General features: G+C 69.0%; 9 protein-coding genes and 1 pseudogene. 6 read left to right on the top strand and 4 right to left on the bottom strand.

The window, feature by feature from the left end; genetic code table 11:
* Positions 1-43 precede the first annotated feature (43 nt).
* Positions 44-1,206: pseudogene (locus tag ACIBH3_RS01345) on the top strand (dihydrofolate reductase family protein).
* Between the two features lie 101 nt (positions 1,207-1,307).
* The gene (locus ACIBH3_RS01350; RefSeq protein ID WP_396309762.1) at positions 1,308-1,967 is read left to right on the top strand and encodes an HAD-IA family hydrolase; all 660 of its coding nucleotides are present in this window, start codon (positions 1,308-1,310) and stop codon (positions 1,965-1,967) included.
* Positions 1,968-2,021: 54 nt separating this feature from the next.
* On the opposite strand, the gene ACIBH3_RS01355 is transcribed toward ACIBH3_RS01350, so the two are convergent.
* Positions 2,022-4,802 (bottom strand): SCO7613 C-terminal domain-containing membrane protein, encoded by a 2,781-nt coding sequence (locus ACIBH3_RS01355; protein WP_396309763.1) that lies wholly within the window; start codon positions 4,800-4,802, stop codon positions 2,022-2,024.
* Positions 4,803-5,486: 684 nt separating this feature from the next.
* On the opposite strand from ACIBH3_RS01355, the gene ACIBH3_RS01360 reads away from it, so the two are divergent.
* The 4 genes from ACIBH3_RS01360 (at position 5,487) to ACIBH3_RS01375 (ending at position 13,264) form a co-directional block, all read left to right on the top strand.
* Complete coding sequence (locus ACIBH3_RS01360; protein ID WP_396309764.1) at positions 5,487-5,813, top strand: CU044_2847 family protein; 327 nt, start codon at positions 5,487-5,489, stop codon at positions 5,811-5,813.
* Positions 5,814-5,859: 46 nt separating this feature from the next.
* On the top strand, positions 5,860-10,089 hold the full coding sequence (locus ACIBH3_RS01365; protein WP_396309765.1) for a hypothetical protein: 4,230 nt from the start codon (positions 5,860-5,862) through the stop codon (positions 10,087-10,089).
* 539 nt (positions 10,090-10,628) lie between these two features.
* Complete coding sequence (locus ACIBH3_RS01370) at positions 10,629-12,209, top strand: TIGR04141 family sporadically distributed protein (protein WP_396309766.1); 1,581 nt, start codon at positions 10,629-10,631, stop codon at positions 12,207-12,209.
* A gap of 473 nt (positions 12,210-12,682) precedes the next feature.
* Positions 12,683-13,264: a hypothetical protein gene (locus tag ACIBH3_RS01375; RefSeq protein ID WP_396309767.1), complete on the top strand. Its 582-nt coding sequence runs from the start codon at positions 12,683-12,685 to the stop codon at positions 13,262-13,264.
* Positions 13,265-13,341: 77 nt separating this feature from the next.
* Here the strand turns inward: ACIBH3_RS01375 and ACIBH3_RS01380 are convergent, their stop codons facing one another.
* From ACIBH3_RS01380 to ACIBH3_RS01390, 3 genes are read right to left on the bottom strand one after another with little or no spacing between them, the layout of a single operon-like run.
* Complete coding sequence (locus tag ACIBH3_RS01380; protein ID WP_396309768.1) at positions 13,342-14,481, bottom strand: hypothetical protein; 1,140 nt, start codon at positions 14,479-14,481, stop codon at positions 13,342-13,344.
* Positions 14,482-14,490: 9 nt separating this feature from the next.
* Positions 14,491-15,165 carry a histidine phosphatase family protein gene (locus ACIBH3_RS01385; RefSeq protein WP_396309769.1) on the bottom strand — a complete coding sequence of 225 codons (675 nt, stop codon included), beginning with the start codon at positions 15,163-15,165 and terminating at the stop codon, positions 14,491-14,493.
* A gap of 10 nt (positions 15,166-15,175) precedes the next feature.
* Positions 15,176-16,171, bottom strand: a complete 996-nt coding sequence (locus ACIBH3_RS01390) for a hypothetical protein (protein ID WP_396309770.1) — start codon at positions 16,169-16,171, stop codon at positions 15,176-15,178.

Below are 16,171 nucleotides of genomic sequence, written 5' to 3' on the forward strand. Positions count from 1 at the left end.
CGTACCGTGGGCGGTACACGACAGAAGATCGGACGATCCCACCATGACACCCCCGCGCCCGTACGTCCTGCTGAGCGCCGCGATGTCGCTCGACGGGCATCTCGACGACGCCACACCCGAGCGGCTGCTGCTCTCCAACGCCGCCGACTTCGACCGGGTCGACGAGCTGCGGGCCGGGTGCGACGCGATCCTGGTCGGCGGCAACACGCTGCGCGCCGACAACCCCCGGCTGCTGGTCAACGACCCCGCCCGGCGGGCCGCCCGGGTCGCCGCGGGGCAGCCCGAGTACCCGCTCAAGGTGACCCTCAGCGCGAGCGGCTCGCTGGCGCGCGGTCTGCGGTTCTGGCACACCGGCGGCCGGCGGCTGGCGTACACCACGACCGCCGGCGCCCTTACGCTGCGCCCCGCGGTGGAGGACCTCGCCGAGGTCGTCGGGCTGGGCGCGACGGTGGACCTCGGCGAGGTGCTGGACGACCTCGGGGCGCGCGGGGTGCGCAGGCTGATGGTCGAGGGCGGCGGCAGCGTGCACACCCAGTTCCTGGCGCTCGGGCTGGCCGACGAACTCCAGCTGGCGGTCGCCCCGCTGCTGGTCGGGCAGGCCGCGGCGCCGCGCTTCGTCCACCCCTCGGACTTCCCCGGCGGGCCCGGCCGACGGATGCGGCTGCTGGAGGCACGTACGGTGGGCGAGGACGTCGTCCTGCTCAGGTACGCCCCGAAGGAGCCCGCCGCGTGACCGCCGACCGCTCGCCCACCGTCGAACACCCCCGGGACCTGGAGTTCCTGCGCCGGGCCGTCGAGCTGTCCCGGCTCTGCCCGCCGTCCGAGAGCGCCTTCTCGGTGGGCGCGGTGGTGGTGGACGCCGCGGGCGAGCTGCTCGCCGAGGGGTACAGCCGGGAGGTCGACGGGCACAACCACGCGGAGGAGGCCGCCCTCGCCAAGCTCCCCGCCGGGGATGCCAGGCTGCGGGGCGCGACGATCTACAGCTCGCTCGAACCCTGCGGCCAACGGGCCTCACGCCCGCGCACCTGCGCCCAGCTGATCATCGCGGCGGGCGTCCCCCGGGTGGTGGTGGCCTGGCGCGAGCCGGACCTGTTCGTCACCGGCTGCCAGGGGACGGCGCTACTGGAGGCCGCCGGGGTCGAGGTGGTCGAGCTGCCCGAGCTGGCCGGGGCAGCGCGCGCGGTCAACGCCCACCTGCTCGGCTGATCCGCGCCGAGGCCGGTGCGCCCTGCGGCCGGCCCGCGCCGAGGCCTGGACCTGTTTTGTATCATTGATGAACAAACACGTCCCCGCCGCGAGGAGACCCCATGGCCGCCCCCACCGTACTGTCCGCACGCGCCCTGCTCCTGGACATGGACGGCACCCTGGTCAACTCCGACGCAGTGGTCGAACGCTGCTGGCGCCGCTGGGCGGCGCGGCACGGGCTGGACGGGGACACCGCGATGCGGACGGTGCACGGGCGGCAGGGCCACCTCTCGATGGCCATCCTGCTGCCGGACCGCCCGATGGAGCAGAACATCGAGGAGAACCGGCTGATGCTCGCCGAGGAGACCGCCGACACCGACGGCGTCGTCCCCGTCGACGGCGCGGCCGCCTTCCTCGCCGCCCTCGCCGGGCGTCCGCACGCGCTGGTCACCTCCGCCGACGAGGCCCTCGCCCGGGTCCGGATGGGCGCGGCCGACCTGCCGCTGCCGCCCGTCCTGGTCACCGCCGAATCCGTCGGTGCGAGCAAGCCCGACCCGGAGGGCTTCCTCAAGGGCGCCGCCGCCCTCGGCTTCGCCCCCGCCGACTGCATCGTCTTCGAGGACTCCGAAGCCGGGATCACCGCCGCCCACGCCGCCGGCATACCGGTCGTCGGCATCGGGCCCCGCGCCGCCGCGCACCGGCCGACCGCCCACGCCGTCTCCCTGGAGCAGGTCCGGGTCAGCGCCGATGCCGACGGCACCCTGACCGTCCGGGTCGGCTGACCCCTCCGCCCGGCGGCCGGCTGTCCAACCCGCCGCCGGACCACCGGGAACGGCTCAGTGGAGCCGGAGCAGCGAGTCCCGCAGCCGCCGGGCATCCCGCAGCCGCTGCTCGTAGGTGGCGCCGAGGGCGAGCAGCAGCAGCCCGGCGCCCGCGAGCGGCACCCAGCGCGGCAGCAGGCCGAGCGCCTGGACGACGACCGGGGCCAGCTCGTGCAAACCGACCAGGACGAGCACACCGCCGCCCAGCAGCAACGGGCACTGCAGGCCCTGTCGCCCGCCCAGCACCGTCACCGCCAGGGCCACCGAGCCGAGCAGGAGCGGCCGGAGCCAGAAGCCGTCGGCCCACATCGCGACCAGGCTCGGCAGCAGACCCAGCGCCAGCCCGGGCCCGTGACAGGTCCAGGAGTTGGCATCGGGGTAGCGCCTGCGGTGCAGCCGGCCGAGCACCAGCGCGGCCGCCGCGACGCTCACCGTGTACGGCTCGGGCGTGTGCACCCCGGAGAGCGCCAGCCGGACCCAGGAGGCGACGGTCAGCAGTGCGGTGGAGGTGACCGCCGCCGCCCGGCGGCGGTCGGGGCGCAGCGCCACGCCGAGCGCCGCCACCCCGGCCACGGTGAGGGCGAAGGCGAACCGGCCCGGGTACGGGGCCGTCAGGCCCAGCGCCACGGCGGCGAGTACGTACCCCGACAGCTCCACGGCGCGCGAGGTGCCACCCTCGACGCGGGCCGCGACCGGGGCCGACCCGATGGCCACCGCGAGGACGCCCAGCATGGTGTCCGGGAGGGCGAGCCCCGTCGTCGACCCGACGGCGGCGGCCTCCGCACCCAGTGCGAGGACGGCGCAGGCGGCGGCGACGGCGGGCCGGACCTCGGATCCGGCAGCGGCCGGCGTGCTCAGCACGATGGCGAGCACGGCCGCGACGGCCAGCGCGACGATGGTCGCCGTGCGGTCGGCCGACGCCCAGAGCAGGGCGAGCGGCGCGGCCGCCGTCAGGCCGATCAGGGTGACCCGCCGGACCGGACGGAGCACGGCGCTCCCGGCAGCCACGACCGCGAGGGCGCCGGCCGCCACGACCGCCACACCGTACGGCAGCCCGAACGCGACCGGCAGCAAGGCCACGGCGGGGACGACGGCCAGGGCCGTGGCCGCCCGCAGCGAGGCGGCCGGAACCGGGCCGACATCGAGCACGGCCGCGACGGCGAGCGCGACCACCAGCAGCCAGAGGCTGCTGACGGCGGCCGGCGCGACGTGCCAGCCCCACGCGGGCGCCGGCCCACCGGACCAGGCGGCCGGGAGCTGCCCGAGCGGTTCCGCCAGCGCCCGCGCGAGCTCGCCGAGGGACGTGACCGAGCTGACCAGCAGGACGAGCGCGGCCGCAGCGAACAGCCCGGCGGGGACGGCCAGCCCGGCACGGGCGTCCGCGGCCTCGCTCACGCCCGGCGCCTCCGCCGCCTCCGTCTCCAGATCCGTTCCTACCCCCGTCTCCGCCCCCGCTTGCGCCGTCATCGCCGAGGTCACGGCCATCGCCCGGCGCAGGAGGATGCCGGCCGGGGCGAGGAGCAGCGCGGCCGGCGCCCCGTACGCGAGGGCGCCCCAGCCGGGCGCGAGGAGGTGGCCCACGGTGCCACCGGCCGCCAGCAGCAGGGAGCCGCCCGCAAGGCCCGCGGCCAGCCGGCGGGCCGGGTACGGGAGCCCGGGGTAGCCGAGCACGGGGCCGGGGAGCGCCACGGCCAGGGCGAGCAGGGCGAGGCCGCCCAGCGGAAGCCACGCCCAGCCCACGACCGCCGCCGCGGCATCCCCGGTGCCGGTCGGACCGGTGCGCGGCAGCCGGAGCCCGGCCTGGAGCGACCCGATCGCCGCCAGGGCACCGCCCAACACCGCCCACGCGGCGGCGAAGGTCTCGGCCGACCGCAACAGCAGCCCGCCACGCCCGCGCGCCGCGTCCCCGGACGCGCCGTCCTCGGATGCGCGGTCCTCGGATGCGCCGTCCTCGGCCGGGATGTCCAGGCGGGCAGGCAGGCCTTCATGCCCGGCGAGCATCCGGAGCACCGGGTAGTCCAGGGCGGCCGTCAGGACCATCGCGGCGGCACCGCCCTGTGGGCCGGAGATCCCGACGGCGGGGACGGCCAGCAGCGCGGGCAGCCGCCCCAGCAGGAAGCCGGCCGCCAGCGGCAGCCGAAGCCGCATCGCCCACCCGTACGCCGCCGCGCCGGGGCCGGCCAGCGCGGTGGCCACCGCCCAGTAACCGAGCCCGTCCACCCGGTCGAGGCCGGCCAGCCCGGCGGAGCGCGCGGCGAGGAAGTCCAGGAGCACCAGGGCCAGCCCGATCGCGGCCGAGGTCTCGGCGGTCGCCCTCAGCCCGCGACGGCGGAGCGGGTACGGCAGCGCCAGCGCGCAGCCGGTCAGCAGTGCCAGGACGACGGCGCGGCCGGCGATCCCCAGATGCCCCCAGCTGACCACGGTGAAGACCAGTGCGGCCGTGGTCACCAGGAGTCCGCCGAGCACCAGCAGAGCCGTCTGCGCGGATGTCCCGGAGACCTCGCCCTTCCCTGCCGCTCCCTTGCCCCCTACGCCGGTCCGGGCCGACGGCGGCGCACTCCGGGGGGCGTCCCGGCGGGCGCGGAGCCCGGCGAGCAGTCCGTCCCGCTGCCGAAGCAGCGTCAGCCGCTGCGCGTCGAGGGCGTGCAGCGCCGAGGTCACCTGCCACAGCGTCGCGGCCTCGGCGGTGTCGAGCGGCAGCCGGCAGTGCGGACACCGGTCGACCCGGGCCGTCCCGAACAGCGCACCACAGTCGGGACACACCGGCGGCGGGCTGCCGGGCAGGGAGCTGGTCATACCCGCGAGTCTCCCGGCCCGGCCCACCCGCGCACATGAGTAGGCGTACTCAATCCCGCCCGCGCCCCGCTCCCCACCAGTGCCTCCGGCACCCGTCCCGCCTGCGAGAAGCCGCAGACCCCCGATGGAGCCCTTGAGACCGACCACGAGCGCATCCACCCGGGCGGACAGCAGTGCCCGGCCCGCCAACAAGCGGGCCGGGCACTGTCCTTGGCTGCTCGTCACACGTTGAAGCGGAATGTCTGCCAGCCGATCCTGACCTGCGGCGGAGCGCCGCAGATGCTCCTGACCAGGCATTTCGTGGTTGGCAGGCGACGGCGTGCGACGGTCGCGATCGAGTGTCCTGCGGACTGACTGCGGACTGGAACAGCTCCCGCTGCGATCACTGACGTGGGTAGCAGCGAAAACGGTGTACCCGACGGTCGCTGGCGACGGCCCTCAGCGCAGAGCCGTCGCAAAGCCGGCGGGCGGCCCCGGAGGACTAGCCTCGAGGCCAATGTCCGTCCGAGGAATCGGGGCTGCGCGGGGGCGCTCTGACCTGTGGAGGAGCGGAGGTGCTGGATGGCGCCTAGACGGCCCCGGACGGGGGTGAATGCAACCAGAACTGCAACCGTGCGCCGTGCTGGCTCGTGGTGCGCGACGGGCGGTAGCATCGACGAATCCATGGTCCATTCGGGGGGTCACATGTCGTCGCACATCGTCTCGTACGCGCTGGATGAGCAGACTACGGTCGGCTTCGAGATCGAGACCGGTGACGACTTTCACCCTGTTGGCGCGGAGACCGCCATCGCCCGGGTCCGTGAGGCCGTCCAGCCCGCCGTGCAGGCGGCGCGGACCGTGCTTGATCAGGTCGCAGCGATCAAGCCCGGCGAGATCCAGCTCAAGTTCGGCATCAAGGTCAACGGCACCGCGAACTGGCTGATCGCCAAGGCCGCGACCGAGGCCAACTTCGAGGTCACCCTCACTTGGCGGGAAGGCGCGGCGTCGGCCGGGCAGTCGGACCCTCAGTAGCGGGGCACGACGGGGCGGGCAACGCGGCACCACGGGAAGGCCGTTCATGGACAACCAGCCCACTAGGCCCGCGAATGACTCCTGGGTCGCTGCCGTCCACCGCACAGAGGCCGATGAGATGTCGCTTGGGTCTGCCTTTGTGCTTGACGCCCACCGAGTCCTCAGCTGCGCCCATGTGGTGCGCGTCGCCGCTGATGCAGGGGCCCCGCTCTGGGTGGCCTTCCCCAAAGCGGAGGAGAGCGACACAGTACGCATCCCGGTCCGGGAGATCGTCCTGCCGCCCGCCGGGCTCCAGCGCATCCAGGACGCGGCGATCCTCCGACTCGCCGAGCCGGTCCCGGCGCCCCGTATACCCCGGCTGCGCTGCCCCGTCCCCGCCGATATGGTCGGCCGGGACTGGTGGGCCTTCGGTTTCCCTGGCGGCGAACTGCTCGGCAACTCTGCCGCCGGTGTGGTCGGCGAAGCCCTCGGCTATGGCTGGATACGGCTCGACACCCACTCCCGGTACACCGTCAAATCTGGCTTCAGCGGCTCGGCGCTGTGGTCACCCGAGTACGACGCGATCGTCGGCATGGTCGGCCAGGCAAGCGGTGAAGGCGACGCCCGCGCACTGTCGCTCTGGCAGATCGATCGCATTTTCCCCGGGGAGGGCATCGTCGACCTCGCCGCGTGGACGGTCGAGGCGGCCGGAGAGTCCGCCCTCGCCTCCTGGGGATGGTCGCTACGGAACGACCCAGAGGCCGGCCGCCACTGGCGCCCGCGCGCCCGCGGCGTCAGCATCGAGACGGAGAAGGGGTTCCGCTTCCGTGGGCGGACCGCTGCCCTCACCGCCATCGTCGATTGGATCAACAAACCCCCGCCACGGAAGGCGCTTGTGGTCACCGGATCACCCGGTGTGGGAAAATCGGCCGTCCTGGGCCGGATCGTCACGACTGCGGACCGGCAGATCGCGGACCTGCTGCCAGCGGACGACACCGCCATACGAGCACCGGCCGGATCCATCTCCTGCGCGGTGCACGCCAAGGGCAAGACCGCGCTCGACGTCGCCGTCGAGATCGCCGCGGCCGCCTCGGCCGCGCTCCCCGACGACATCGAGTATCTACTGGAACATCTGCGCGAGGCCCTGAAGGACCGTTTCCCGGCCCAGAACAACGGCCTCCCACCCGATTTCACCGTGGTCATCGATGCACTCGACGAGGCCGCCACCCCTCAGCAGACGCGGCTAATCATCCGACGGATCATCACCCCGCTGGTGGAGACCTGTACGGACCTCAACATTCGCGTGATCGTGGGAAGCAGGCGCCGGGACGACTCCGGTGATCTGCTCGCCCCGTTCGGCCGGGCCCTGTCACTGCTCGACCTCGACCAGCCCGGCCTCTTCGAGCAGGAAGACTTGAGGTCGTATACCCTCGCCACCCTCCAAATGCTCGGCGACGAACGGCAGGACAACCCGTACGCCGACAACGCCGCCGCCGAGCCGGTCGCCCGCCGCATCGCCGACATGGCCGACGGCAACTTCCTGGTGGCCGGACTGGTGGCGCGGGCGCACGGACTACACGACCGGGAGGCGGTCCGGCCCGAGGAGATCTCCTTCATCCCTACCGTAGACGGCGCACTCCGCGACTATCTCGACCGGTTTCAGCCCGTGCACGGCTGCTCCGCCGGATCCATCCTCACCGCCCTCGCCTTCGCGGAGGCCCCGGGCTTCTCGCTCGCCCTGTGGCGGATCGCAATCACCGCACTCGGCGGACCCGCTATTCCGGACAGCACCCTCTCCGCCTTTGCCCGCTCCTCAGCGGCGAACTTCCTCGTCGAGACGGGCGGCAGCGAACGCCAGGACACCGTCTACCGGCTATTCCACCAGGCCCTCAACGACACCCTGATCAGTGCCCGAGCCGAACTGCACACCCGCCGCGAGGACGAACGAGCGCTCACTCGCGCCATGATCGCCGAAGGCGAGCGGACCGGCTGGACGCAAGCCGATCCATATCTCAAACGCTCACTGCCCGGCCACGCCGAGGCCGGGGACGTGCTGGACGAGCTGCTGACCAAGGAGGTGTATCTGCTCCATGCCGACCTGCGACGACTGCTCCCGGTGACCGACCGCGCCGTCTCCGACCTCGCCCGCACCAGAACCAAATTCATTCGGCGCACGCCCCAGGCATTCAACGCCGGCCCCGCCAGGCGGATCGCCCTCTTCAGCGTGACGGAGGCCCAGCAGCGTCTGGGCCGGGTCTACCGCGAGCTGCCCGTGCCCGCGCCCTATCGCGCCCGCTGGTCCACCGCGGTGCCCGGCCGGGAGGTGGCCGTCCTGGACGGCCATACGCGCTGGTCATACGTCCTACGCGCGTTCACCGCGGGAGGCCGGGAGCTGCTGGCCAGCGCAGGCGGTGACCGCACTGTACGGATCTGGGACCCGGTGCTCGGCGAAGTCCTGCACGTCATGGAGGGGCACACGGATGAGGTCCGGTCCATCGTCTCCGTACGGCTCGGGACGGTGGATGCCCTCGCCTCCGCCGGACGGGACGGGATAGTCCGCTTCTGGGACCCCCTCATAGGGGAGGCTCTGCACGACATCGGCGGAGATGCGGGCGGGTACTCCGCGCTCTGCTCCCTCACTCGTGACGGCCGGACCCTGCTGGCGGCAGCGAGGGCGGCGGACGCCACAATCCGGCTGCTTGACCCCGAGGCAGGCGAACAGGTCGCCAAGCTCGACGGCCATGACGAGTGGATCACTGATCTCTGCGAAATCACCGTGGACGGCGTCCCCTTGCTCGCCTCGTGTGGTGAGGACGGAACCGTACGCCTGTGGGATACCGCCACTGGAACTAGCCGCTGGACCATGACTCACCAGGACTCGTCGGAATGGGATGTGTGGACACGGGCCCTATGCGCGATCCGGGTCGGTGGGCGCACGCTGCTCGTCGGTGCCGGATACGACTCTGAGATCCGGCTCTGGGATCCGCGCGATGGCAGCGAGGCCGGACTGCTGAGAGGGCACGATGCTCCCGTCCTCGCCGTCTGCTCCACAACACTCGGCGGTAAATCGGTCCTAGTCAGCGCGGGCGAGGATGAGACGCTGCGGCTCTGGGACCCGCACACCGGGCGCCAGCTCGCGATGTGGCGCGGCCACACCGACTCGATCTACTCGGTCAGCGCCATCCGCATCGGCTCCCAAGTCCGGCTGGCCAGCAGTGGCGACGACCACTCCATCCGTATCTGGGACCCGGCGACAGGCGAACAGAACATGCTGGCGGAGAACGACGAGGCGCACCTCTTCGACGCCGCTTGTGTGGTCCGTGCGCAATCCGGACTGCTCATGGCGACCGCGCGAGTCGGTGGGAGGGGGGCCGACATTCGGGATCCGGTCTCCTGGGACACGGTGCGCAGGCTGCCCACGGACACGGTCAACGCAATCTGTGCTGTGCCGCTCGACGGCCGGGCCCGCCTCGCCATCGCTGGATCGGGCATCGAGATCTGGGATCCGCAGACCGGTGACCGGGTTCGGGTGCTCAAGCATCCGCGGACGCGGTACACGGCCATCAACTCGATCTGCGCCATCAGGGTCGATGCGGCCCCAATGCTGGTGGGGTCGCTGGGGGACTCCCTGCACTTCTGGGATGTATCACGGGAGCACGCCATCCACGAATTCGACATCGGTACGACGGGGGCGCGAGAAATTTGCCCCGTACCGGTACGGGGGCGCCTCGCTATCGCGGGCATCACCTTCGACGGGCGCATCGGGGTCTGGGATCCCGGTTCGGGCAATCTGCTGGCCCAGTTGGGCATCGGACGTGGGGCGCTCACCGCGCAGTGCACCGTCCAGGTCGGGGGGCGAGCGCTGCTCGCCACCGGCAATGAGTTCGGCGTCGTCCAACTCTGGGATGTGACGGCCCAAGAGCCGATCGCCTCCCTCGAAGGCCACTCGGCCCGGGTACGACAGCTGTGGGTCTCGGTCGTTGACGGTCGTACGGTGCTGGTGAGCGCCGGTGACGACCGGTCGCTGCGAGTCTGGGACCCAGCAGGCCCCCGGCCGCTGGTGGACATTCCCGTCCACCACACCATCGTGTGGGCGGCTCAGGCAGGCTCGGACATCACGGTGAGCCTGGATGCGGGAATGCTCGGCATCCGGCTCGATCTCTCCGAGATGGATCTCGACCCGGCCGGCCTTTCAGGGCAGCGTCCTTCGGGCGATGGGACGTCCGACCAACGGCCCTCCGGGCTGGGGCTCTTCGCTCCAAACCCCTACGCGCTGCCGCGCTCGACACTCTCCTGAGAGCTCGTAACACGCTCCTGTTGATCGTTGCTGGTAGGACGTGACCGATGCCGGGAGATCTCAGGCGCGCAGGTGTACACGGGGTCCTTCATCAGCGGGTGCCTGCTCGCCTGCTGCGGCGCGGCGCCCGGTACGCAGCGTCCAGGTGGTTGAGCCTGTTCGGGCCTGGCCATCCAACGGTTCGCGCGACCCAGGTCAATGTGGTGGTGCCAGATCCTGCTCGGTGCCCAGCCAGCCGCGAAGGTGAAATTCCTCCCGGCGATGACAGCCTGGTCGTCCTGGCCGGACTCGACCAGGGTTATCACTCTCCCCGCTCGTTCCTCCCCGACTAGCTGGGGACAGCCAGATCGCGGAAGATCATAGAGGGCCATCGAGAGTCAGGACTCGCGCCGGGACCTGGCCGCAGTCCCGGGATGCACCTCCCGCAGCAGCGCCTCTGCGCCGACGAGCTAAATAGAAGCATCAAATCCCTGTCCATCTAAATGTGATCATGTCATTATCGACGGATAGCTGATGGCGGGTCAGAGAGGCAGGCAGCCTTGAAGGTCTCGATCTACCTGTTCCGGGATGAAGCGACCACATTTGCCGAACTCCTGCGCGATTTTGCACCTGGCGCTCCCACTCCGGAGCCCCGCGAGCTGATCAATCAGGTCGTTGTACCCTGCGAGGTATGGGTCATGCCGGCACAGCCGAAGCCGCCATCGTGGGCCAAGGCCCTTGAAGCCGTTGTCAATATTTCAGACCTGAAAAACTCAAGCAACTCTGTCGTTCTGTTCTATGAGGTAAGTAGGCGGTTCTTTGCCGTTTGCTTTGGGTATGGCCATTCCCTTCTGAATCATGAGCTCCTGGAGTCGGAATTCGGCCTGCGCGTGACGGCAAACATGGCGGACCCAGAGAAAGTCGCAACCATGCAGGTTCGCACCGTCAGTGAAAACTCAAGGCAACAGCAGAGTCAGACGGCGAACAAGACGCGGGCCGCCGAGTTCGATCTCCAACTGGAGCGCGAGTGGCTCCGATACTTGAAGGCAGATGTCACGAAAGGCCTCGAATGGGCTACCACAGTCGGCGGGTCCCAGTCCCTCTCGATCACCACCACTACACCGCTCGCCGATTTCTCCGAAATCCTTGAGCACCTCTTGGTCGAGTTCAACTCCCAGGCATACAAAGAGAAGTTTCCATATATCGACAATTTCTCCCCGGTAGCCAAAGGCAATCCAATTCTATCGACCCTCTGGGGTGAACTGGCGGCAGCATTGTCCGACCCTGGATCCAGCAAGATTGGCGTAGCCTCGCCGGACGACCTTCTTGGGGCCGACGTCGACCACTGGAAGATCAATGGCGACCGAAGGAGGCGCAAGCCGCTTGAAGACCTCACGTTCGAATCCGTGGCCATGCAGATACCGCCTGACGGGATCGCCGACGCTCTAGAGCATCTTAGAATCACTCCATATAACGCCGGAGACGCCCCGATCAGAACTAAAAGGCCACTAAGAGACTATTTCGTCTTCGAGTGTAAAATTTCAAACTCGACCTGCGTACTATGCCTTGGGCAATGGTTCAGGATCGCATCAGAGTACATAGAAGATATCAACCGGCAAATCTCCGAAGTTCCGGACATAACTCAAGAATTGATGCTCCCCGGCTGGAATTCAGGCGATTCAGAGGGGCAGTACAATAAGGGGGTTTGTGACCAGCGGGGATACATCCACCTCGACGCAAAAAGCTTCATGGTCGGCGGACCTCATCAAAAGATTGAGATCTGCGACTTCATTACTCCGGAATTTGATTTCGTATGCGTGAAGCGAATGGAGAGCTCGGCAACGCTATCTCACCTTTTCAGCCAGGCCGCCGTTTCTGCCGAGCTTTATTCTGAAAACGTTCAGGGGCACGGGAAAAACACTCAACGCTACGGCGATCATGTGCGTGACCTTTACCGGAACAACTGGGGCGACCTTGGAGAACGAGAGAATGATCGCCGAATGGTACTGGCAATCGCCACAGACAAGAGCGGGCCGCTGGCTGAGTCCCTCTACTTCTTCAGCAAGGTGAATCTGGTTCAGCGACTTTCGGACTTGCGTCACTCCCGCTTCAGAGTTGGCCTGGCAAAGATCGATCGGTGAGCGCCTCCTCGCAGCAACGGCCCGCAACACCAGTGCGAGCAGGTGACGCGCGTCCAGAATCCCACCGTTACCGCCAGAGTTTGAAGAACGAAAGATGTGGTCCATGGCCCACACCCGGCCAGCACCACCATCATCGATTCAAGCGCGGTGGCGTCGTGTTTCATCGCCAAGGGCCGATCCGGCAGTGCCGCGCCCGCTGCGCTGCGTCAGGCCGGACGGCGGGATGGTTGCCCTTCCGCCGGACGTGTTGGGCTTCCAGCCGCGCGGAGAGCCCCGGCGGGCGCTCCTCCGGGTATCAACGGTTCGCTGGAATCTATGGCTCATTTCACCAGGTCAGCACGGTGATTCGATAGAAGGTACGGGCCCTGTCGCTTCAGTTGTGAACCCTTGCCCAGCACCCAGCCGGCCGTCGGCGCTCCCAGGAGATATATGCTCCGACGGCACGGCAGGCTGGTAGGAAGTCGGGGGACGCCATGAGTCGACCACTGCTGTTCCTCGATGTCGACGGACCGCTGAACCCGTACGCGGCGAAGCCTGAGAAGCGGCCGGAGGGCTACACAACTCTTCGCGTGCCACAGGAGAGCGAGATCGCCTGGGAACCTGGGAGGCCGCGAACTCACGCGAGGCCGCTGCAAATGTGGCTCAACCCGGACCACGGGCGGGCGCTGTTGGCTCTCGGCTACGCGCTGTGCTGGGCCACCACCTGGATGAGCGATGCAAACAAGTGGATTGGTCCTGCGCTCGGCCTGCCCGAGTTGCCGTTCGTCGACTTCGGCGATGCGTTGCTCCGCGAGCGTCCCGACGGGGTTCACTGGAAGTCCGATCCGCTGGTGGCGTACGCCGACGGCCGGCCTTTCACCTGGGTGGACGACGAGCAGGGCGATGCGGATCACGCATACGTGGCCGCCAACCATGGCGCCCCTGCCCTGCTCCACCATGTCAATCCACGGATTGGTCTACGGAGCACCGACTTCGCCGTCCTTGCGGACTTCGCAGTATCCCTCGACGCCTTCCCCGAGTCTGACTGGGCGGTACCCCACAGGCCACGCAGCTGAGCTCAACGATCAGCGGCGGGTGGCCACCACGCCCGTGGCATGGCGGCTACCCGCCCCTACGTTGCAGCCGACGGCCCTCACTCGGGAGAGTGGCCGACGCGCTCGACCGCTCCCGTCGCAGCCATCACAGTGGCCAGTCTTGGCTTACTCGTGATCCAGTCGGTGTTGCCGTTCCTGATGGCGAGCCGGACGGCGTCAACGACGGCGGCTTCGGGCTCGGCTGGCCGGGCCATGTGCGCTCGCATGAAGTGCTTGAAGAGCGCGGGTAGTTGTTCAGCACGAATTCCGCTCTTCTCCTTGAGGGAGAAGAGCGGAAGGAACCACGTCTCGAACGCGGCCCTCGTCCAAGTTCTGGCTTTGTACGTCTCATACATCGGCCGAAGATCCGCTGTGCGGTCATAGGGGAGGTGGCCGTACAGGGCGTACTGCAGCCGAGTGCCGAGGTGCTCTCGGAAGTGCTGCCCGTGGGCTGCTATGTGGTTAGCCGCGTTCTGGGTGATGGTCATCACGGCTGTTTCCGCCTGGTGCCTTCGTGCTACGGCGAGGACGGTCACATGGATGCCGACCCGTGGGTCGAGGACGAGGCCAGCCAGCCCGAGCGGTGAGAGGTCGATGCCGTGGTCGCGGGTTCGGGTGAGGATCAGGCGCTGGGTGACGTTGCTGGCGGTGTTCTGTAAGTGCTTGGGCTGCTGGCGATGGCTCGCGTGGATGTCCGAGCGGTCGAGGACTGGGCGATCCTTCGCGAGCTCGGCGACGAGGTGCAAGCCGGTGCGAGGTTGAGTCTCGGTGCTGCCGCAGGCGTTGCAGGGGTGAGAGCCGCCGCCGGTCATGTGACCGCAGGCCCGGCACGTGGGAACAATCTCGCGGCTCACCACGACGGTGCCGGCCCGCAGATTGCTCTCGATCATCTCTAGGGCCAGGCTGGCCACCTCAGCGTCAGCGTCGGTCAGGGTGCCGGCTACCGGGAACTGCCCCGACGGGTACTTGGCGGCTATGAGGTCGGCCTCGAACGCCTCGCGGGTGATCTGCCTTCCGGCCGACTCGCGGTGCCGTAGGTCGCCTGCGAGGGTCACGGTGTTCCACAGGTGGGGCACGGGTGGTGCGCCGATGATGGCGTTCAGGGCTGCGGCGAGTCGGACGCCGACTGCCTTGCCCGGTTTGGTCTCGAAAGTGAAGGGCCCGTTCTGGACAGGGCCGTTGAGGAACAGGTGTCGCACAGGCTCCTCCTAGATCGAGGGGATGGTCGTTCCTGTCCGGGCGAACCGACCGTCTCGCAGTTCGTAGTGCAGGATCGCGGCGTTGGGCATCTTGCCCTTCCTCTCTTCGGCAAGGATCTCGGGGAGGGCGCGCTCTTCGAGCAACGAGCGGAGTGCGACGGCGGCGGTCTGGTGGGTGAAGGCGACGACCGTGCAGGGCGTCTGGAGTTCGGAGTGAGCCAGGGCGGCGAACTCGGCGGCCCGTTTGCTCACGGCTTCGGCGAGGGACTCGCCACCGCCAGGCGCGGTCCAGATGTGCTTGCGCTGTCGGCGGTCCTCGGCCAGGTCCGGGTAGGTGTCGAACAGCTCGCGCTTGGTCATGTAGGTAGCGTCCCCGTAGTGCTGTTCGTCGAGAAGTACTGTCTGCTGGGGCCACCCGTCCGGGAGTTCGGGGAGGGCGATCAGCGCGGTGTCGATCGCCCTCCGGTAGGTTGAGGTGTAGACGTGCGGCTCGTGATTCATGAGGCCCGGGAGCACCTCGGCGAGCCACTGGGCTTGCCGGAAGCCGCGTGGGGTCAGGCCGACGATGCTGCGGGAGATGCTGTGGGCGGCGGCCCCGCTGTAGGGGCGCGGGTCCTGGTAGAAGCCGTTGTACTTGTCGGCGTTCTCAACGGACTCGGCGTGCCGGACGATAAACAAGGTCATGGCGCAGCTCCTATCCGGCCAGGTTGGCGACGTAGGAGCCGCTGACGGTCCATGGCGTGAGCTCAATACCGAAGCCGCTGTGCTCGCCGTCCTGGGTGTGGACGAGCTTGCCGGACAGGTGCACGGTGTCCCCAGTGCGGAACGCACCGGTGTAGGCGCCGAGGTACGAGCGCATGTGGGTGATCCTGCGGGCGAAGGAGTCGGGCTCGTCGATGGTCGAGCTGAGGATGGTCTTTACCTTGATCCCGTAAACGGCCGGGGTGGTCAGGCCCTCGGTGTGATCGGTGATCTTCGCCAGTAGCGAGACCTCCCCGATCTCCTTGGAGGTCACCCGGGAGAAGGTCTTGTCGCGGTCGGAGCGGATGGGCTCGCAGTTGATGTGCGCGCCGGCGTTGGCCGTCAGCCCCTGGAGCTTGCGCCTCTCCTGCTTGATGAGCGCGTCGAACGAGCTGCCCTCCATGTACTTCGCCCGCCGGATGTACAGCCGTGTCAGGTCGTCCCCGTCGTACGGCCTGATCAGGTCGGGCTGCTTGAACAGCTTCTGCGCGGCCTCGTAGCCCTCCGGGCCGTAGGAGACGAGGTCGATGTCCGAGCGCTCGTTGAAGCAGCCGACGAGGAAGGAGCCGGTGACGCCGATGAGTCCTTGCAAGCCGTTCGATGCGACCCACTCGGTGATCGCCAGGAGGTCCTTACCCGCAGGGTTGTCGGCGACAGGGCCCGGCTCCTCGTGGATGGCTACCAGGGCCTGGCGGCAGGAGTAGTGGACGGCGATGTCGTCGCGCGGGATGCCGGTGATGACGCAGCCGAGGGTGTCGGAGTAGACGTAGCACTCCGGCCTGCCCGCCAGGATGCCGAAGGACTTCGACACCACGCTGTTCTGCCGGTAGGTCTGGCCGAACAGTCGGCGGTCGCCCTTGTCGTCGGGGTGGTACTTGACGTAGCCGAGGTAGTGGCTGCCGGGGTGGCTGTCGCCGATGACCTTGAAGACGACTCCGTGATGATCCAT

Source organism: Kitasatospora sp. NPDC050543 (assembly GCF_044457565.1).
Classification (GTDB): Bacteria; Actinomycetota; Actinomycetes; order Streptomycetales; family Streptomycetaceae; genus Kitasatospora.

What these genes read in the sequence shown, in the direction of transcription:
- ACIBH3_RS01350 (WP_396309762.1), top strand. Translation starts at nt 1,308, where the DNA reads ATGGCCGCCCCCACCGTACTGTCCGCACGCGCCCTGCTCCTGGACATG.
- ACIBH3_RS01355 (WP_396309763.1), bottom strand. Translation starts at nt 4,802, where the DNA reads ATGACCAGCTCCCTGCCCGGCAGCCCGCCGCCGGTGTGTCCCGACTGT.
- ACIBH3_RS01360 (WP_396309764.1), top strand. Translation starts at nt 5,487, where the DNA reads ATGTCGTCGCACATCGTCTCGTACGCGCTGGATGAGCAGACTACGGTC.
- ACIBH3_RS01365 (WP_396309765.1), top strand. Translation starts at nt 5,860, where the DNA reads ATGGACAACCAGCCCACTAGGCCCGCGAATGACTCCTGGGTCGCTGCC.
- ACIBH3_RS01375 (WP_396309767.1), top strand. Translation starts at nt 12,683, where the DNA reads ATGAGTCGACCACTGCTGTTCCTCGATGTCGACGGACCGCTGAACCCG.
- ACIBH3_RS01385 (WP_396309769.1), bottom strand. Translation starts at nt 15,165, where the DNA reads ATGACCTTGTTTATCGTCCGGCACGCCGAGTCCGTTGAGAACGCCGAC.
- ACIBH3_RS01390 (WP_396309770.1), bottom strand. Translation starts at nt 16,171, where the DNA reads ATGGATCATCACGGAGTCGTCTTCAAGGTCATCGGCGACAGCCACCCC.